We start from the raw sequence: 18,001 nt of genomic DNA, 5'->3' as shown, positions 1-18,001 counted from the left end.
CCAGTCTGTGTTTCTCAGTGGTGGTCAGGCGCCCCAGCCGGCCTGCTGGCCGTCAGCGCGTTCAGCGCGGATCTTGTCGAAGTAGCCGGAGCGGGCGTACGCGGCCATCGGGTCCGGATCCAGGCCCAGGTCCGTACGGAGCTCGGCGAGCAGCGGCCGGACGTCGGTGTTGTACGCGTCCATCAGCACGGCGTTGGCGGCGAGCACGTCACCGCTGCGCTGCGCGGCGGCCAGCGCGTCCGCGTCGACGAGCAACGCCTTCGCGGTCGCCTCCTGCACGTTGAGCACGGAGCGGATGATGGCCGGGATCTTCGCCTCGATGTTGTGGCACTGGTCGAGCATGAACGCGATGCCGGCTTCCGGTGCCAACGCGTCGCCACGGACGATCTCGTACATGATCCGGAACAGCTGGAACGGGTCCGCGGAGCCGACCATCAGGTCGTCGTCGGCGTAGAAGCGCGAGTTGAAGTCGAACGCGCCGAGCTTCCCGACGCGCAGCAGGAACGCCACGATGAACTCGATGTTCGTGCCCGGTGCGTGGTGCCCGGTGTCGATGACCACCTGCGCCTTCGGGCCCAGCTCCAGGCAGTGCGCGTACGCGGTGCCCCAGTCCGGCACGTCGGTGGTGTAGAAGGCCGGCTCGAACAGCTTGTACTCCAGCAGGAGCCGTTGGTCGTCGCCGAGCCGGTCGTAGGTTTCGCGCAGCGCCGCCGCCAGCCGGTCCTGCCGGGCCCGGATGTCGTCCTGGCCCGGGTAGTTGGTGCCGTCGGAGAACCAGAGCTTCAGGTCGCGGGAGCCGGTGCGGTCCATGATGTCCACACACTCGAGCAGGTGGTCGATGGCCTTGCGGCGCACCCCCGGATCCGGGTTGGTGACGCTGCCCAGCTTGTAGTCGTTGTCCTGGAAGACATTCGCGTTGATCGCGCCCAGGCCGACACCGTGATCACCGGCGTACGCGGCCAGGTCGGCGTAGTCGTCGACACGGTCCCACGGGATGTGCAGCGCCACCGTGGGTGCGATGCCGGTGAGCTGGTGGACGACCGCCGCGTCGGCGACCTTCTCGTACGGGTTACGGGGCACCCCTTCCTGGGGGAAGACCTTGAACCGGGTTCCGGAGTTGGCGTACGCCCAGGATGGCGTCTCGATCCGCTGGGACCGCAAGGCCTGCTTGACCCGGTCGAGGGTCTGCGCGTCGGGCTGCGTCATCGTGTTTCTCCCGTCTCTGCGGTGGACCGCGCCGCAGGCTCAGCGGCGAGCTGCGCCTCAAGGTTGAAGACCTCGTCCAGCGGCCGGATGGCGCGGTCGGGAGCGCCCTGGTCGAGGTCGACGAAGTAGGGCGCCATCTCCGCCTGCCAGCGGGCGTTGACGTCGCTGGCCTGCATGGCGGCCTGGGCCGCCGCGAAGTCGTCGGTGACCAGATAGCCCACGAGCAGGCCGTCCCCGCGGAGAAAGAGCGAGTAGTCGTGCCAGCCGCTCTCGGCCAACGCGGAGAGCATCTCCGGCCAGACCCGCACGTGGCGGGCGCGGTATTCGTCCAGTCGTTCGGGGTCGACCTGGAGGGTGAAGCAGACGCGGGGCATGGTTCTCCCGTCGGCTCCCCCGGTCGGTGCTCGGCGTGCGCCAGCACCGACCGGGAGGGCGCTCAGAACTGGAACTGGTCGATGTTGTTCTTGTCGAACACGGTGGGTGGGCCGAGGATGACCACCCCGTCCTTCGCGACGGTGAACTCGCCGAGCTTGCCGGCCTTGAACTTGTCGCCCTCGGCGCCGGTGATCTGGCCGGAGGCCAGGGCCGCACCGGCGTACGCGGCGAGGTAGCCGAGGTCGGCCGGGCTCCACAGGGCGAACGCGTCGACGGTGCCGTCCTTGACGTACTGGCGCATCTGGTTCGGGGTGCCCAGGCCGGTCAGCTTGACCTTGCCCTTGTACTGCGATCCGCTGAGGTAGCGGGCGGCGGCGGCGACGCCGACCGTGGTGGGCGAGATGACGCCCTTGAGGTTCGGGTACGACTGCAGCAGACCCTGGGTCTCCTGGAAGGACTTCTGGTCGTCGTCGTTGCCGTACGCCACGGTGACCAGCTTGATCTTGCTGTACTCGGGCTTCGTCAGCTCGTTCTTCATCAGCGCGATCCAGGCGTTCTGGTTGGTCGCGTTGGCGGTGGCAGAGAGGATCGCGATCTCGCCCTCGCCGCCGATCTGCTGCGAGATGAGCTTGACCTGGTTTTCGGCGATGCCCTCGGCGGTCACCTGGTTGACGAAGATCTGGCGGCACTCCGGCTTGGTGTCGGAGTCGAACGTGACGATCTTCGCGCCGGCCGCCTTCGCCTGGTTGAGCGCCCCACAGATCGCGTTCGGGTCGTTGGCCGAGGTGACGATCACGTCCATGCCCTGCTGGGACAGGGTGTTGATGTAGCTGACCTGGGACGAGGCGCTGGCCTCGGACGGACCGACCTCCTTGAACTCACCCTTGATCTCGGTGACGGCGTCCTTGCCGCCGTTGTCCGAGACCGTGAAGTACGGGTTGTTGAGCTGCTTCGGCAGGAAGGCGATCTTGAGCCCTTCCTTGAGAGCGGCGTTGGGATTGGCGGCGCCGCTCGCCTGGTTGCCGGCGCCGGTGTCGTTGCCGGCGTTGTCCCGGGTGGTGCCGCCACAGGCCGTGGCGCTGAGCAGCAGTGCGGCGAGAGTGAGGCTGGTGGCCCCGACACGGAGCCCTCTGCGGTACGCGGACATCGTCATCCTTCCGGGGGTGGTTGGTGCGCGGGGGAGGTCACGGCACGACGGGGTGCCGCTGGCGTCGACGGTGCAGCCGGGCGCGGACATCCGCGACGGCGTTGGGCAGTACGACGGATGCGATGAGCAGGGTGCCGGTGACGATCGTCAGCGCGTTCGCGTCGACGTCGGCGAGTTGCAGCGCGTTGCGCAGGACGCCGAGGAGCAGGACGCCGGCCAGCACACCGAGCAGACCACCCCGGCCGCCGAAGATCGACACACCGCCGAGCAGCACGGCGGTCACCACGGTCAACTCCAGGCCGGTGGCGTTGTCGCCGCGGGCGCTGGCGTAGCGCAGGGTCCAGAAGATGCCGACCAGCCCGCAGACGGCACCCGAGACCACGAACAGCCAGAACTTCGTCCGGGCCACCGAGACGCCGGTGAACGTGGCCGCCTGGTCGTTGTTGCCCATGGCGTAGAGCGCGCGGCCGGCCGGCGTGGCGTGCAGCACGACCGCGAAGACCACCGCGAGCAGCAGCAGCGGCACCACCACGACCGGGACGGACGTGCCGGGGATGTTGCGCACCATGGCGGCCGTCCAGTCGGCCGGGAAGTCCGCGACGGCCTGGTCGCCGAGCACGACGAACGACAGCCCTCGGTAGAGGGCGAGCGTGCCGATGGTGACCGCCAGCGACGGCAGGCCGAAGCCGGTGACGAAGAGGCCGTTCACCGCGCCGAGCACGGCGCCGAGCAGCACCACGAGGACGCAGATCAGCTCCAGCGACAGCCCGCTGGAGAGCCAGAGCTGGCCCATCAGGGTGCTACTCAGGCCGACCATACTGGCCACCGACAGGTCGATCTCGCCGGTGATCACGATCAGGGTCATCGGCAGCGCGATGAGTGCCAGCGGCACCAGATCGAGCAGCAGGAACTGGGCATTGCGACCGGTGGCGAAGTTCTCCACGGTCAGCCCGGCGACCAGCACGGCCACCACCAGAGCGGCGAGGATCACCGCGTCCCAGGAGCCGAGCAGCCCGCGCAGAGTGGCGAGGCGGCTCGTTTCCCGCCCAGGGCCCACGACGGACGGCGGTGCGGCGTACAGGCTGTCATGTGCCATCAGATTCGCGCGGAGGGGACCAGCGCCGTTAGGCATCGGGAGAATCCGCGCTCCCTCCCTTCAATTCCGCATGGATGGTTGCGGTAGGTTTTGGACGTGTGTGCGGGACCCGAGCCACAGAAACGTGACCGGTGAGACGGGCGTATAAGTTCCTGCTGCGTCCCACCACCCGGCAGGCCGCCTCCCTCGCCGCGTGTCTGGACGACCACCGCAGCCTCTACAACTCTGCGCTGGAGGAACGCCGGGAGGCGTGGCGTCGGTCCCGGGTGACAATCCGCTACGGCGACCAGTCCGCCCAACTCAGAGACATCCGCCGCGCCGACCCTGACCACGCACGTTGGTCGTTTTCCTCCCAGCAGGCCACCCTGCGCCGCCTCGATAAGGCGTTCACCGCCTTCTTCCGCCGGATCAAAGCCGGCCAGACCCCCGGATACCCCCGGTTCAAAGGCCCGGGTTGGTTCGACACCGTCGAATGGCCCAAGGACCGCGACGGATGCCGCTGGAACCCCGCCCCCGGCTCGGATCGGGTGCGGGTGTACCTGCAAGGCATCGGGCACGTGCGGGTGCACGCGCACCGGCAGGTGGAGGGTACGGTCAAGACGATCAGCGTGAAACGGCAAGGACGCCGCTGGCATGTGATCCTGTCCTGCGACGAGGTTTCCGCCCAGCCATTGGCAGCCACCGGCAGGGTGGTCGGTGTCGACATGGGCGTCGTTTCGTTCCTGACCACGTCCGACGGCGTACACGTCGCAAATCCCCGGCACCTCGCCGCATCGCGCGCACGGCTTACCGACGCACAGCGCGCCCTGGCTCGACATCGGCCTGGGTCCATCCGCCGCCGGAAGACACGCGAGCGGGTCGCGGCCCTGCACGGCCGCATCGGGCGGCAGCGGCTCGACCATGCCCACAAGATCGCTCGCTGGCTGGTCGGCCACCACGACCTGATCGCACACGAGGACCTGTGCATCACGAACATGACCGGCTCGACGCACGGCACCGTCAACGCGCCGGCCACCAATGTGGCCCAGAAGTCCGGGCTCAACCGCTCGATCCTGGACGCGGGTTGGGGGGTGTTCCTGCGAGTCCTTGCGGCTAAGGCTGAAAGTGCCGGGCGGCTGGTGATCGCGGTGAACCCGGCCAACACCTCCCGCACCTGCCCGCAGTGTGGGCATTGTGCTCGGGAAAACCGCCTGACCCAAGCCGAGTTCGCCTGCGTGGCCTGCGGCCACACCGGGCACGCGGACGTGGTCGGTGCAAGCAACATACTCAGGGCAGGGCTTGCCCTTCAGGCCGCGCGTGCAGCCTGAGAAGCTGGCGTCTTCAGGCGTCAGAGGAGTCACGGGCGCTTCTCCCTCGGAGCCGGGCCGCCACCCGCAGGGCCAGGAGCCGGTCCAGCCCGATGGCGGCAAGGATGAGTGCGCCGACCACGGCCTGCTGCCAGAACGGGTCGATGCGCAGGACGGCCAGTGAGCTGCCGATCGTGGTCAGCAGCACGGCGCCGAGCGCCGCACCGTAGGCGCTGCCGCTGCCGCCGAAGATCGCCACCCCGCCGACCACGGCCGCGGCGACGACCTGGAGCTCCAGACCTGTGCCGGCGGCTGCGTCCAGGGTGCCGAACCGGGCCGCGTACAGCACACCGGCGAGGCCGGCGAGCGCGCCGTTGGCGATGAACACGGCGAACACCCGCCGGCCCACCGGGATGCCGGAGAGCCGGGCGGCGGCCGGTTCGGAGCCGATCGCGTAGAGCTCCCGGCCGCTGCGGTAGGACCGCAGGTAGAAACCGATGACGGCGACGACGACCAGCGCGACGAGGAACAGCACGGGTACGCCGAGCACCGTCTGGTTGCCCAGCCGCAGGAACGACGGGGGCATGTCGGCGGCGTTGATCTGCCGCCCGGACGCCCAGTAGTAGTCGACGCCGCGGAAGGCGTAGAGGGTGCCGAGGGTGATGACCAGGGCGGGCACCCGGGCCACCGCGATCAGGCCACCGTTGACGACACCGCACAGCGCACCCAGCGCGACGCCCAGGACGAGCGCCACCGGCCACGGGGTGCCGGGCGCGGAGACGAACAGCGTGCCGGTGGCGAAGGCGACCAGTCCCAGGATCGAACCGACGGAGAGGTCGACGTTGCGGGTGACGATGACCAGGGTCTGGCCGACCGCCAGGATCACCAGGATCGCGCAGCCCAGCAGCAGGTCCTTGACGCTCTGGCCGCTGAGGAATCGCTCGTTGCGCAGGGTGGTGACCAGGACCAGCACGCCGAGCGCGATCAGCAGGCTCAGCTCGCGTACGGCCAGCAGTCGCTCGGTGAGGCCGCGGCGGCGCTGCCGGCCGGGGTCGGTCGGGGCGTGCCCGGCGACCTGCTCGGGCGCGCCGGCGTCGGTGAGGCTCATGCGGTCGCTCCTTGACCGGTGGCGGCGAACATGATGGAGGTCTCGTCCGCCTCGGTCCGGGACAGCTCGCGGACCAGTCGCCCCTCGTGCATGACGAGAACCCGGTCGGCCATGCCGAGCACCTCGGGCAGCTCACTGCTGATCATGAGGATGGCCAGACCCTCGCCGGCCAGCTCGGAGAGCAGACGGTGCACCTCGGACTTTGTCCCGACGTCGATGCCACGGGTGGGTTCGTCGATGATCAGGATCCGCGGTTCGGTGGCCAGCCACTTGGCGAGCACGACCTTTTGCTGGTTGCCCCCGGAGAGGGTTGCCACGGGTGCGCCGAGCCGGGCGGCCTTCACCTGCAGCCGCCGCGTCCAACGGTGGGCCTCGGTGCGCTCGGCGCCGCCGAGCAGGAGGCCCAGCCGGCTCAGTGCCCGGCGGCGGGCCAGGGTGGCGTTGCGCTCCACCGACAACTCCATGACCAGGCCCTGCTGTCGACGGTCCTCGGGGACCAGCGCCATGCCGGCGGCGATCGCCCGGCCCGGGTTGCCCGTCCGGACGGCTCGGCCGGCGACCAGCACCTCACCCGTGTCGTAGCGGTCGACGCCGAAGATGGCGCGGGCGACCTCGCTGCGCCCGGCGCCGACCAGCCCGGCGAGGGCGACGATCTCCCCACCCCGCACGGAGAACGACACGTCGGCGAAGACGCCGGCGCGGGTCAGCCCACGGACTTCGAGCAGCGTGTCCCGCAGTTGGGCGTCCTGCTTGGGATAGAGCGAGGAGACGTCCCGGCCGACCATGCGCCGCACCACCTCGTCGACGGTGAGGTCGGTGGCGGGGTCGCTGGAGACCCAGGCGCCGTCGCGCAGCACGGTGATGCGGTGGCAGAGGTCGAACACCTCGTCGAACCGGTGCGAGATGAACAGCACCGCCGCCCCGCGCTCGCAGAGCGAGCGGGTGACCGCGAACAGCCGCTCGACTTCCACGCCGGACAGCGCGGCGGTGGGTTCGTCCATGACCAGGACCCGTGCGTCGAAGGAGATCGCCTTGGCGATCTCGACGAGCTGCTGGTCGGCGATGGAGAGCCCCCGAGCGGGGCGGGTCGGGTCGATCCGGACGCCCAGCCGTTGGAAGAGCCGCTCCGCGTCGCGGTTCATCGTCGCGGTGTCGATGCGGCGCAGGCCGCGAAGCGGTTGCCGGCCCATGAAGATGTTCTCCGCCACCGACAGATCCGGGAAGAGCGTCGGCTCCTGGTAGATGACCGCGATGCCGGCGGCCCGGGCGTCGCCGGGGCCGCGAAGGCGCAGCGGCTGCCCGTCGAGGGTCATCCCGCCGGAGTCCGGCCCGTGGGCGCCGGCCAGTATCTTCACCAGTGTGGACTTGCCGGCCCCGTTCTCGCCGACCAGGGCGTGAGCCTCACCGGAGTGCAGCGCCAGGTGCACCCCGCGCAGCGCGGCGACGGCCCCGAAGGACTTCGTCACGCCGTCGAGTACCAGCAGCGGAGCGCGGTCCGCGCCTGGTGCTTCGGCGGTCATCCGACCCCCTCCTGAATCGTTTCATGCGTCGTCCATGGACCGTAGGGGCCGACCTTCGAGAGCGTCAAGAGTTTCATCGCCATTTCTTCCTTGTTGCCGCTCCGGGCTTTCCGACCACTCGGCGCTGGTCCGCCCGACAACGACCCGACGCGCGGTGCCTCCGACCGAATGGATGAAACGTTTTAGTCGCTATAGACTGCCGAGGCGACCTGGTCGTGCCGTCCCACGCCACGCGTGACCGGCCTTCCGGGACCGCCGCGACCGCGCTGCCCGACGCCGGGCGCGGGCCGCGACCACCGCACGAAGCATTGAGGGAGCCATGGCAACGGCGAACATCAAGGAGGTCGCCCGGCACGCCGGCGTCTCCCTCGGCACCGTGAGCAACGTGCTCAACCGACCCGACACCGTCGCCCCCGCGACCCGCCAGCGGGTGCTCGACGCCATCACCACCCTCGGCTACGTTCGCAACGACTCCGCACGTCAACTACGTGCCGGGCACAGCCGCACCGTCGCCATCGTCGTCCTGGACGTGGCGAACCCGTTCTTCACCGACGTGGTCCGTGGCGCCGAACAGGTGATCGAGGAAGCGGGCGCCATGCTCGTCGTCTGCAACAGCGGCGAGGACAGCGCCCGCGAACGCCGCCACCTGGAGCTGCTGGAAGAGCAGCGGGTCCGCGGTGTGCTCATCACCCCGGTCGAGCACGGCCCGCAGCCGACCCTGGACAAGCTCATCGACCGGGGCATCCCGGTGGTGCTGGTCGACCGGGGTGCCGGCCGGGCGAGCCGCTGCTCGGTGGCGGTCGACGACGTCCTCGGGGGCCGACTCGCCATGGACCACCTGCTCGACCAGGGCCACCACCGCATCGCCTACCTCGGTGGCCCGCTCTCCATCGCCCAGGTCGCCGACCGGCACGCCGGGGCCGCCGCGGCGTTGGAGGAACGCGGCAGCACCGCCGAGCTCCGGGTGGCGGTGACCAGCAGCCTCACCGTCGCCGCCGGCCGACGCGCCGCCGAGGAACTACTGGCCCTGCCTGCCCGGCAGCGCCCCACCGCGGTCTTCTGCGCCAACGACCTGATCGCCCTCGGCGTGCTGCAGGAGTTGACCGCGCGCGGCCTACGGGTGCCCGCCGACGTCGCCATCGTCGGCTACGACGACATCGAGTTCGCCGACGCGGCGGCGGTGCCGCTGTCGTCGGTGCGCCAACCCCGCGACCAGCTCGGCCGCACCGCGGCGCAACTGCTGCTCGAGGAGGCCGAGACCGGCGACACGCACCGGCACCGGCACGTGGTGTTCCAGCCCGAGCTGGTCGTCCGCCGCTCCAGCGACCAACCCCGGCGCGCCCGGCGCTGACCGCCGACCGGCCCCGTTCGCCGAGGAGCCGGGCCGGAGGCCCGCCCGGCTCCTGGACCAGAGCGTCAGGCTGACGGGACGGCCGTGGCCCAGACGTCGGCGATCGACGGGTCGTAACCGTCACCGGTGTCCTGGAACCGCACCCGCACCAGCCCGTCCCGCGTCGCGTCCGGCAGGTCGACGACGAACTGGTAGCTGACCGTGCCGGCCCCGTCCGCCGTGCGCTGCCACGAGCGGGCGTGCGCCACCACCCCGTCCACGACCACCTCATAGTCCTTGAGCTGGGCCTGGTCGTACGTCTCGCGCGTCCGCAGCACGAACGGTTGGCCGGGCGCGACAGCGAGGTCGAACTCGAACCAACCGCCGGGGCGGGTCACGTCGGTGTACCGCCGGGTCAGGCCGGCCTCGACGTTGGTGGCCGAGTACGGCGAGGCGGCGAGGCGGTGTGCCTGCTCGGAGGCCGCGTCACCGAGGTCGACATGGTCGGACGCACCCGCCGGCGGGTTGGCGAGCCGGACCGGGAGCGCGAGCGTGCGCCGTTCGACCGCCGTGTCGCCGGTGGCCACCGCGACCTCCGCCGGCCCCTCCGTCACCGACACCGGCGCCGTGAGGACGGTGGACACGGTGGTCTCCGCGCCGGGGGCGAGGTCGTAACCGGTGGTGGCCGATGCCACCCGCCAGCCGTCCGGGGCGGTGACGGTGAGCTGCCCCGCGACCCGCACACCGGCCCGGTTGCGCAACACCGTGCCGACGGTCGTCTCGGCTCCGGGCGCGACGTCGGCCGGGACCGAGGTCACCGAGACGATCTGCACCGCCGGAACGACGGTGACCGTTCCGGCGACGGGCACGGTGGCGGTGCCGCCCCGGTGGCGGTAGCTGGCGGTTCCCTCGACGGAGGCGCCCACCGGTGCCTGGCCGGCGGGGATCCGCAGGTCGTAGCGGTGGCTGACGGTGCCGCCCGGCGTGACCGTGGTGGCCTGCCTGCCGACCGGGGTCACCGTCCAGCCGTCCGGTGCGCGCAGGTCCGAGGTCACCCCGGCGAGCGGGTCACGCCCACCGTTGGCCACCGTGACGGTGGCGCGTACGACGTCGCCGGGCAGCCGCTCCCCCACCGGCAGGTCGAGCTTGACCACGGCGCCGACCAGGGTCGACGACGCTGCGGAGAGCCGCTGGTCGACCTGGGTGAGCAGCGCGGTGAACCGGTCGGCATGGGCCTGCGCGATGCGGCCCGCGGCGACCTGGGTGCGCAGCCACCGGGTCGTGTCGGCCGCGGTCGCCAGCGCGCGGTGCACGTCAGTGGCCGCCGACCGCGGGTTGCCCGCCAGGTACGCGGTCCGCGCCGCCGTCGTCTCCGCGCCGAGTCGACCGAACCGGTCACGCAGGTACGCCGCCGTCGGCCCGCCCAGCTCACCGGCGAGTTCGTTGGTGAGCGTCACCAGCTCCCGCGCTGTGTCGCCGGCATCGCCCAGGTCGCCGAGCACCCGGTCGATCGCGAAGGAGTACGAACCGGAGCCGATCTCGTAGACGGCGACGGCGCCGTCCATCCGCACGAACCGCACCCCGTCGGCCTGCTCCGCCGGCCGGCCGCCCTCGGTGACGGCGTTCCGACCGGCGGCCGGGAGGCGTACGGTCGCCGTGGTGTTCCCCGGCAGGGTGAGCCGCAACCGCATGTCGCCGCGCGCGTCCAGCTTCCAGTCGCTGCCGATCACCCCGTACGCCGACCGGTACGACGCCTTGGCCGAGGTGAGACCGCCACCCGGCTGGGGAGCGAACGTGAGGTGCGTGTAGCCGGGGTTGCCGGCGTCGGGTTGGATGCCGGCGACGGTCCGGTACATCCAGTCGCCCACGGCACCGTAGGCGTAGTGGTTGAAGGAGTTCATCGACACGTCGCCGAAGCTGCCGTCCGGCATGATCGAGTTCCAGCGCTCCCAGATCGTGGTCGCACCCTTGGCGATCTCGTAGCCCCACGACGGGTACGTGTCGTTGAGCAGCAGCCGGTAGGCGACGTCCAGGTGCCCGGTGTCGCTCAGCGCCGGCAGCAGGTCCGGGGTGCCGAGGAAGCCGGTGGAGAGGTGCCAGTCGTGCCGTTGCACGTTGGCGACCAGCCGGTCGGCGGCCTTGGCACGCAGCGGGTCCGGCAGCAGGCCCATGCCGATGGCCAGCACGTACCCGGTCTGGCTGTCGCCCTGCACGGTGCCGTCGGCGGCGACGTACTCATCGACGAACGCCTGCGCGATGGCTTTGGCCAGCGCCGTGTAGCGTGCCGCGTCCGCGTCCTGGCCGATGGCCTCGGCCATCTCCGCCAGCAGCCGGATGCTGTGGCCGTAGTAGGCGGTGCCCACGACACCGGCGGGCGTCGGGTCGTCGAGGTTGAGCCAGTCGAGGTACGGACCGGCGTTGGTACGCCGGTTGCCCGAGCTGGTGCTCTCCAGCCAGGACGCGTACTTCACCATCGAGGCGTAGTGCTCCTGGAGCACCCGGGTGTCGCCGTAGCGCTGCCACAGCGCGTACGGCACGGTGATCCCGGCGTCGGCCCAACCGGTCGCGCCGTCCCCGCAGCAGGCACGGGGAGCCACGTCGGGGTAGGCGCCGTTGGCCGACTGCGCGTCCCGCAGGTCCTGCAACCACTTGGTGAGGAACGTCAGGCTGTCCATGTTGAACGTCGCGGTGTTGGCGAAGACGTTGATGTCACCGGTCCAGCCGAGCCGCTCGTCACGGGCCGGGGTGTCGGTCGGGATGGACAGGAAGTTGCCCCGCTGACCCCAGGTGATGTTGCTGTGCAGCTGGTTCACCATGGCGTTGGAGGTCTCGAACTCGCTGGTGAGTTCCCCGTCGGTGTGCATGACCAGGCCGGTCACCGACGACAGGTCGGGCTTACCGGGAAGGCCGGTCAGCTCGACGTAGCGGAAGCCGTGGAACGTGAACGTGGGTTGGTAGACCTCGGCCCCGCCGCCGCGAAGGGTGTACAGGTCGGTGGCGCGGGCGGTGCGCAGGTTGGCGGTGTAGGCGGTGCCGTCGGGGTTGAGCACCTCGGCGTGCCGGATGCGTACCGTCGTGCCGGCCGGGCCGTTGACCGTGAGCCGTACCTTGCCCACCATGTTCTGGCCGAGGTCGAAGATCCAGGTGCCCGGGGTGGGCTCGGTCAGCGCCCGGGCCGGCAGCTCCTGCGTGACCCGCACCGGCGGGTCGACCTGGGCGACGATCCGGTCGGTGGCGTCGACGTCGTCGACGGTGGCGGCCGCCCAGCCGCTGTCGTCGAACCCGACCGTGTCCCAGCCGGCCGGCAGCCGCCGCGCGTCGTAGGTCTCGCCATGGATCAGGTCGCTCTGCAGGAACGGCCCGGCGGCGGCACGCCACGAGCCGTCGGTGCCGATCGTCTCGCTACGTCCGTCGGTGTAGTCGATCTGCAACTGCGCGCTCAGGTGTGGCCGGGAGCCGTAGATGTCGCTGCCGAACCAGGCGATGCTGCCGGCGTACCAGCCGTCGCCGAGCATCGCGCCGAGGGCGTTGTCGCCCGAGCGGAGCTGGCGGGTCACGTCGTACGCCTGGTACTGCACGCGCTTGGCGTAGTCGGTCCAGCCGGGCGCCAGCTCGTGGTCGCCGACCCGCTGGCCGTTGAGCGACAACTGGTAGACACCGAGTGCGGTGGCGTAGATCCGGGCGCGGGCGACCGTGCCGTCGACCCGGAATCCTCGGCGCAGCAGCGGGTTCGCGTCCAGCGCGGTCAGCATGGCCTCGGTGTCGCCGGTGACCCGCAGGCCGCCCGCAGTCGCCGTGCCCGCCCCAAACGGATTTCCACCGTCGGTGAGCGGTGCCGCGTAGAGGGTGTCGCCACCACCGCTGGTCACCGAGAAGTCGGAGAAGACTCCGGTCTCCACGCCGTTGGTGCGCAGCCCGACCGAGCCGGCCCGGTGCGCGCTGCTCCGGGTGACGTCGACCTGGGTGCCGTCGACCCAGGTGGTGATGGTGTCACCGGCCGCGGTGATGCGCAGGGTGTGCGGTGTGGTCAGCTTGTCGGCCGGCACCACCCCACCGAGCGGCACCTCCTTGAGCAGGGTCCAGGCGCCGTTGACCCGGACGTGCGGACGCAGTTTGGCGCTGCCGCCGGTGATGGAGAACTGCCACATGTACGCGTTGGACGGGCCGCGGGCACGCAGGTAGATCCCAGCGGCGTCGCGTTCCAGCCGGACCGTCGTCTGCACCGTGTAGTCGGTCCACGACTCGGTGGGTGACGGCATCCCGATCCAGTCGGCCCGCCACCCGGCACCACCCTGGACGCCCGTCTCCCAGGACGCGGGGGCGCTCCACCCGGAGACGCGGCCGGCGGCGTCCCAGACCCGAACCTGCCAGACATACCGGGTACGGGGTTGCAACTGCGGTCCGGCGTACGGGACGAGGGTGCTGTGCCGCGACCGGACCCGGCCGCTGTCCCAGACGTCGGCGTCGTTCAGCCGGGCCGGGCTCGTCGCGACCCGCACCTGGTACGACTCCTGGATCACGCTCCGGACGGTGCCCTCGATACGCCAGCCGAGGCGAGGCTTCGCCACGTCCAGCCCGATCGGATCGGTGGCCCGTTCCGTGGTCAGACCGGTCGCCGTGAGTTGTGGGGCGGCCGCCGGTGCGGCGGCCGCCGGTCCCGGCACCACCATCGGCGTCGCGCCGAGCAGCAGCACAAGAAGCGCGGAAAGTGCGGCGCGGCGCCGCGTTGTGCGCATCATTCCTGGTCCTCATCCTTTGGTGGCTGGTGGCTGGGCCGGTGGGTGGCCCGGGAACGGACGTCAGCGGTGCTGGGCGACCGGATGGAAGCTGGACCGGCCGGAGCCCACCTGGAAGATGGCTCGACCATCCTCGATGCCGAGGAAGGTGGCCCTGCTCGGGCCGGCCGCCCGGTAGGACTTCCCGGGGATGACCGGCAGGGCGACGCGGGCGGTGACGTTGACCGGCACGTCGAGGTCGACGCGCAGGCCGGCCCCGGTGCGCTTCCAGTCGAGGCCGACCGGTCCACGTTGGGTGGGCACCGTGCCCCTCGCCCTGTCCAGTCCCACGGCGGGCGGCACGACGTCGACCACCGCGGCGCCCGGGCTGGCGACGCGGACGCCGAGCAGGGTCTCCTGCACGTCGACGACCGCCTGCGCTCCCCAACCGTGCGACTGACTGAAGTTGCTGCCGGGATCGAGGGTCCAGGCCTCCCAGGTGAAGGTGCCGCCCTGGGCGAGGATGTTCGCCCAGCCCAGGTCGTCCGGATTGGTCAGCAGCCGCAGTACCGCGTCGGGCCGGTCGGCGTCGGCGAGCGCCCGTAGCAGCCAGTGCGCGGTCATCGGCCCCTGCTTCATGCCCATCGACGCGACGTGCTCGGCGAGCGCCGCCAGGTCGGCGGGCGGGGCGACACCGTGGGCGATGGCGTACGACGTCGCGTGCTGTCCGGCGTGACCGCTGCGCTCACCGGTGGCTGACAGCCCGTCGACGTAGCTGCCGTCGGCGGCGCGCAGCGAGGCGTTGACCGCTTCGATGAGGTCGGCGGCCCGCCCGTCGTACGCGGCCACCTCGGCGTCCGGCCGGCCGAGGGCCTCGGCCATCCGGGCCGTGCTACGCAGCACGTCGGCGCTCTGCGCGTTGATGGTGGTCCGGGCGGCGGTGGTCATGTCGTAGCCGAAGCGACCGGGCTCGGGCCAGTCGATGATGCCGAAGCGGTAGGCGCCACTGCCGCCGGACAGGTCGGTGACCAGACCGGCGGTGGGACCGCTGGCCGGGATGTGGCGCAGCACGTACTCGGCGGTGTCGCGGATGGCCGGGTACGCCTCGGCCAGCAGTTCCCGGTCGCCGGTCTCGGTCCAGTACCGCCACACCCAGTCGACGAACATCAGTGAGTAGTCGGGGATGTCCCGCTTACCGTCACCGTTGGGGTAGACGGCGTTGTAACGGCCCCGATCGCCCTCGGCGCCCCAGTAGCGGACGGCCGAGCGGAGGAACTCACGAATCGCCTGCTGGGTGGCGTCCCGCTCACCGAAGGCGGCCATCGTCGCGTAGGAGATGTTCGCGGCGTCGCCGAGGAACTGGCCCTTCTCCCGGGTGGGAGTGTCGACGAACGCCTCCTGGACGGAGTAGATCGCGGAGCGCTTCATCATTGCCCAGACCGCGTCGAGGGTGGCGTTCGAGCTGGTGAAGCTCGCCTCCCGGCCAGCCGGGACGTCGGTGTGCACGACGACGGCGGAGACGTCGCGCGGCGAGATCTCCTCGCCCGCGGCGGGGATCTCCAGATAGCGGAAACCGAGGTGGGTGAAGGCCCGGAACTCCTGCGCACCGTCCTTCTGCAGGTACGGGAAACTCATCGTGGTGCCCTGTGAATCCAGGGTGGACGTGGCGACGCGGCCGGTGTCGGTGAGGGTGTAGCCGGCCCGTACGTCGACTGTGCGCCCGGCCACGCCGCTGTCGAAACGAACAACCGGACGGGCGGGGATGACCACGCCGAAGTCGGCGACCACCGTACCGTCGGCAGCCCTGCGCAGCGCGACCGGCGAGACGGTCTTCTCGACCAGCCGGGTCTCCTGCCCGATCAGGTGCGGGGACGAGAGGGTCGGATGCGCACCGAGCACCTCGGCGGCGGTGAACCCGGCCGCGCTGTCGTCGTATCCCGGCCGCGTCCAGCCAGCGACCTCGGCGCGGGCGTCCTGCCGCTCGATCCGGTCACCCTCGCCGTTGCGGCGCTCGGCGTTCGCGGCGAACTGGGTGTCCCGGGCCACCCGCCAGGATCCGTCGGTGCCGAACACCTCGCGGGTGCCGTCGGCGTGCTCGACGACCAGCTTCACGAGTACGCCCCGGGCACCGGCGGGGCGGCCCTGGCCGCTGCCGTACCAGTGGTAGCGCACACCGATGACCAGCGGCGCGCCGGCCGTGACCAGCCGGGTGACGTCGGCGGCCTGGTAGTAGTCCTCGCCCGGGTAGCCGAAGGAGGTGCCCCGGTCGGCGCGGGCGCCGTTGAGGTAGAGCTCGTAGGTGTGGTCGGCGGCGGTGTACGCGCGGGCCCGGATCACGGGGCTGGCGTTGGGGCGCACCTCGGCGCGGGCCAGTGTGTAGTCGTCCGCCTCGGTGGTGGCACGTCGGATCCAGCTGGCGTTCTCCCACTGGTTGTCGGCGATGCCGGTCTCGAAGGCGCCGGCCGCCGGCGGGGACTGCCGTCCGCTGCGATCCCAGGTACGCACCGTCCATTCGTACGCGGTGCCGGGGCGCAGGGCGGGCCCCGCGTACGGCACGTAGGACTGCTGGTCGGATGCGACCTTGCCGGAGTCCCAGACCCGGTCGCCGCCGCTCTCGGCGACGGTGATCCGGTACGCGGTCTGCGTCTCGCCGGGGTCGGCGTCGCGGGGCAGCCAGCCGAACCGCGGGACGCCCTCGACGTTGAGCGGGCGGCTTCGGTCTCCGACGGTCAGCGATGCGGGTGCGCCGGGCGCGTGGCCCCGGGCGGCGATCGCCGGTGGCGCCCCGGTGAGAACCACCGTGACGACGGCCGCCGCGGCCAGGGACACCGCTGTTCGCCGCCGCCGGGCCGATGACTGGATTCCGAGAGTACGACTGGTCACGCCGACCTCCGATCTTATGAATCGTTTCAAGCAGGCTACGCGCTCGTTGTGAGCAAGTGAAGACGTTCACTGTGGTCTGATCCCGAGACGGCTCACGGGCGGCGATCGACACGTGAAACCGTTATCCCGGTGCGGCCGGCCAGTCTCCTGATGGGAGGCCCTGGTGGCGATCAACCATCACCCCTCCATCGAGTAGTCGTGCGACCACGTGAAGGAGTGAAAAGAATGCGCGGAACCGGTCACGGCCGAGCCGACACCGCACAGGTGACCCGGGGCGCCCACGCGGAACCCCGACGTGGGCTGGGCGGTCGCCTCCCGTTCGGCGCGAGGCGTCTGTTGTGGCCGCTCGCCGTGGCCGCCACGGTCGCCGTACTGGTGACCGGGGTGATCGTCGTGGTCCAACCGACCGGGCCGGCACCCGCCCCCGCCGCGACGCAGGCGGCCGAAGCGCTGCCGCCCACGAACCCGGCGCCCGACGCACCCACCGCGACCACACCCGCCGCCACGGCGAGCCCGGCGGGAGCGACCCCGAGCCCGACGCCGACGGCGAAGCCGACGACCGGGCGCCCGGTCGCCCCGGCGGCCACCGCGGTCACCTCGAAGCGCAAGGGCGTCGGTGTGTGGACCTTCGACGGCGTCAGCCAGGCACTGGCCAACTCCGGTGCGAGTTGGTACTACACCTGGGACGTGGCCCACCAGGGCGTCACCAGCCCGAAGGGCGCCGAGTTCGTCCCGATGATCTGGGGGGCGAAGAGCGTCACCGCCAGCAACCTCCAGCAGGCCAAGAAGAACGGTCGACAGCTACTCGGGTTCAACGAGCCGGACATGGGTGGGCAGGCGGACATGAGCGTGGAGCAGGCCTTGGAGCTGTGGCCGCAACTGGAAGCCACCGGCCTTCCGCTGGGCAGCCCGGCGGTGGCCTGGGGCGGCGACCGGCCGGGCGAGTGGCTCGACCGGTTCATGACCGGCGCGAAGCAGCGCGGCTACCGCGTCGACTTCATCGCCCTGCACTGGTACGGCGGCGACTTCACCACCGCCAACGCGGTCAATCAGCTCCGGTCGTACCTCCAGGCGGTCCACGACCGCTACAAGCTGCCGATCTGGCTCACCGAGTTCGCCCTGATCGACTTCTCCAACGGCGTTCGCTTTCCGACCCAGGCACAGCAGGCCGCGTTCCTCACCGCGGCGACCCGGATGCTGGGCGGCCTGTCCTGGCTGCACCGGTACGCCTGGTTCGGCCTGCCCGCCACGGACAAGGACCAGACCGGCCTCTTCCGCACCGGCAGCACGGCTACCGCCGTCGGCCGCGCCTACCAGGCCGCACGCTGACCGGGA

At 71.2% G+C, this 18,001-nt stretch carries 11 protein-coding genes; 3 read left to right on the top strand and 8 right to left on the bottom strand.

The features are described from left to right. Positions 1 to 24: 24 nt before the first annotated feature. The 4 genes from rhaI to ACQEUX_RS04775 form a co-directional block, all read right to left on the bottom strand. Positions 25 to 1,206 carry an L-rhamnose isomerase gene (gene rhaI / locus ACQEUX_RS04790; protein WP_433041692.1) on the bottom strand — a complete coding sequence of 394 codons (1,182 nt, stop codon included), beginning with the start codon at positions 1,204 to 1,206 and terminating at the stop codon, positions 25 to 27. Further along, a complete protein-coding gene (locus tag ACQEUX_RS04785) occupies positions 1,203 to 1,580 on the bottom strand; it encodes an L-rhamnose mutarotase (protein ID WP_433041689.1) in 378 nt (125 codons plus the stop codon). Before ACQEUX_RS04785 ends, rhaI begins: the two co-directional genes overlap by 4 nt. Before the next feature lie 62 nt (positions 1,581 to 1,642). Beyond that, positions 1,643 to 2,728 carry a rhamnose ABC transporter substrate-binding protein gene (rhaS, locus tag ACQEUX_RS04780; protein ID WP_433041686.1) on the bottom strand — a complete coding sequence of 362 codons (1,086 nt, stop codon included), beginning with the start codon at positions 2,726 to 2,728 and terminating at the stop codon, positions 1,643 to 1,645. A gap of 37 nt (positions 2,729 to 2,765) precedes the next feature. Next, a complete protein-coding gene (locus tag ACQEUX_RS04775; RefSeq protein WP_433041683.1) occupies positions 2,766 to 3,824 on the bottom strand; it encodes an ABC transporter permease in 1,059 nt (352 codons plus the stop codon). A gap of 131 nt (positions 3,825 to 3,955) precedes the next feature. On the opposite strand from ACQEUX_RS04775, the gene ACQEUX_RS04770 reads away from it, so the two are divergent. Next, positions 3,956 to 5,131, top strand: coding sequence for an RNA-guided endonuclease InsQ/TnpB family protein (locus tag ACQEUX_RS04770; protein WP_433041680.1), 1,176 nt, complete (start codon positions 3,956 to 3,958; stop codon positions 5,129 to 5,131). Positions 5,132 to 5,144: 13 nt separating this feature from the next. Here the strand turns inward: ACQEUX_RS04770 and ACQEUX_RS04765 are convergent, their stop codons facing one another. After that, positions 5,145 to 6,218 (bottom strand): ABC transporter permease, encoded by a 1,074-nt coding sequence (locus ACQEUX_RS04765; protein WP_433041677.1) that lies wholly within the window; start codon positions 6,216 to 6,218, stop codon positions 5,145 to 5,147. Continuing rightward, positions 6,215 to 7,738: a sugar ABC transporter ATP-binding protein gene (locus ACQEUX_RS04760; protein ID WP_433041674.1), complete on the bottom strand. Its 1,524-nt coding sequence runs from the start codon at positions 7,736 to 7,738 to the stop codon at positions 6,215 to 6,217. The genes ACQEUX_RS04765 and ACQEUX_RS04760 overlap by 4 nt, the downstream gene beginning before the upstream one ends. A gap of 319 nt (positions 7,739 to 8,057) precedes the next feature. Between ACQEUX_RS04760 and ACQEUX_RS04755 the strand changes: the two genes are divergently transcribed. Further along, positions 8,058 to 9,089 (top strand): LacI family DNA-binding transcriptional regulator, encoded by a 1,032-nt coding sequence (locus tag ACQEUX_RS04755; RefSeq protein ID WP_433041671.1) that lies wholly within the window; start codon positions 8,058 to 8,060, stop codon positions 9,087 to 9,089. Between the two features lie 65 nt (positions 9,090 to 9,154). Here the strand turns inward: ACQEUX_RS04755 and ACQEUX_RS04750 are convergent, their stop codons facing one another. Both ACQEUX_RS04750 and ACQEUX_RS04745 read right to left on the bottom strand, forming a co-directional pair. Then, positions 9,155 to 13,807: a family 78 glycoside hydrolase catalytic domain gene (locus ACQEUX_RS04750; protein WP_433041668.1), complete on the bottom strand. Its 4,653-nt coding sequence runs from the start codon at positions 13,805 to 13,807 to the stop codon at positions 9,155 to 9,157. A 60-nt stretch (positions 13,808 to 13,867) separates the two neighbouring features. Next, a complete protein-coding gene (locus ACQEUX_RS04745) occupies positions 13,868 to 16,666 on the bottom strand; it encodes a family 78 glycoside hydrolase catalytic domain (RefSeq protein ID WP_433041665.1) in 2,799 nt (932 codons plus the stop codon). A 225-nt stretch (positions 16,667 to 16,891) separates the two neighbouring features. On the opposite strand from ACQEUX_RS04745, the gene ACQEUX_RS04740 reads away from it, so the two are divergent. Then, the gene (locus ACQEUX_RS04740; RefSeq protein ID WP_433041662.1) at positions 16,892 to 17,995 is read left to right on the top strand and encodes a glycoside hydrolase family protein; all 1,104 of its coding nucleotides are present in this window, start codon (positions 16,892 to 16,894) and stop codon (positions 17,993 to 17,995) included. The last annotated feature ends 6 nt before the right edge of the window (positions 17,996 to 18,001 follow it).

Origin of the sequence: Micromonospora sp. CA-259024 (assembly GCF_050936255.1) — a bacterium.
GTDB lineage: Bacteria > Actinomycetota > Actinomycetes > Mycobacteriales > Micromonosporaceae > Micromonospora.
This window is presented reverse-complemented; position numbering and strand designations above follow the sequence as displayed.

What these genes read in the sequence shown, in the direction of transcription:
- rhaI (WP_433041692.1), bottom strand. Translation starts at nt 1,206, where the DNA reads ATGACGCAGCCCGACGCGCAGACCCTCGACCGGGTCAAGCAGGCCTTG.
- ACQEUX_RS04785 (WP_433041689.1), bottom strand. Translation starts at nt 1,580, where the DNA reads ATGCCCCGCGTCTGCTTCACCCTCCAGGTCGACCCCGAACGACTGGAC.
- rhaS (WP_433041686.1), bottom strand. Translation starts at nt 2,728, where the DNA reads ATGTCCGCGTACCGCAGAGGGCTCCGTGTCGGGGCCACCAGCCTCACT.
- ACQEUX_RS04775 (WP_433041683.1), bottom strand. Translation starts at nt 3,824, where the DNA reads ATGGCACATGACAGCCTGTACGCCGCACCGCCGTCCGTCGTGGGCCCT.
- ACQEUX_RS04765 (WP_433041677.1), bottom strand. Translation starts at nt 6,218, where the DNA reads ATGAGCCTCACCGACGCCGGCGCGCCCGAGCAGGTCGCCGGGCACGCC.
- ACQEUX_RS04760 (WP_433041674.1), bottom strand. Translation starts at nt 7,738, where the DNA reads ATGACCGCCGAAGCACCAGGCGCGGACCGCGCTCCGCTGCTGGTACTC.
- ACQEUX_RS04755 (WP_433041671.1), top strand. Translation starts at nt 8,058, where the DNA reads ATGGCAACGGCGAACATCAAGGAGGTCGCCCGGCACGCCGGCGTCTCC.
- ACQEUX_RS04750 (WP_433041668.1), bottom strand. Translation starts at nt 13,807, where the DNA reads ATGATGCGCACAACGCGGCGCCGCGCCGCACTTTCCGCGCTTCTTGTG.
- ACQEUX_RS04740 (WP_433041662.1), top strand. Translation starts at nt 16,892, where the DNA reads ATGCGCGGAACCGGTCACGGCCGAGCCGACACCGCACAGGTGACCCGG.